The following is a 235-nucleotide window of genomic DNA, read 5'->3' as shown; positions in this document are numbered from 1 at the left end:
CGTCGCAACATACTCAACATCACTATCAATTTCGTCTAACACGTAAGATTCTAAAATGCCCATTACAGCCGTTCCTAAAAACTTTAAAATAATGTGTTTATCGATGTTTTTATTTATTGATGTGTTTGTGTTTAACTTTTTCTCTATTTCACCCATGATGAAAGTTAATAACTTTTTTTGAAACGATAATGTGCTGTTACTTTTAAATAACGCCGCGAAAAATGGTTTATGTTCT

General features: G+C 30.6%; 1 protein-coding gene. It reads right to left on the bottom strand.

The features are described 5' to 3' along the window. The coding region (locus tag MR083_RS27350) for a TetR-like C-terminal domain-containing protein (protein WP_242270139.1) at positions 1 to 235 on the bottom strand (235 nt) is incomplete at both ends.

Origin of the sequence: Bacillus cereus group sp. BfR-BA-01408 (genome assembly GCF_022663305.1) — a bacterium.
In the GTDB taxonomy this organism is placed as follows: domain Bacteria; phylum Bacillota; class Bacilli; order Bacillales; family Bacillaceae_G; genus Bacillus_A; species Bacillus_A pacificus.
Note: the sequence above shows the minus strand (reverse complement) of the source record. Positions and strands in the feature narration are given on the sequence as shown.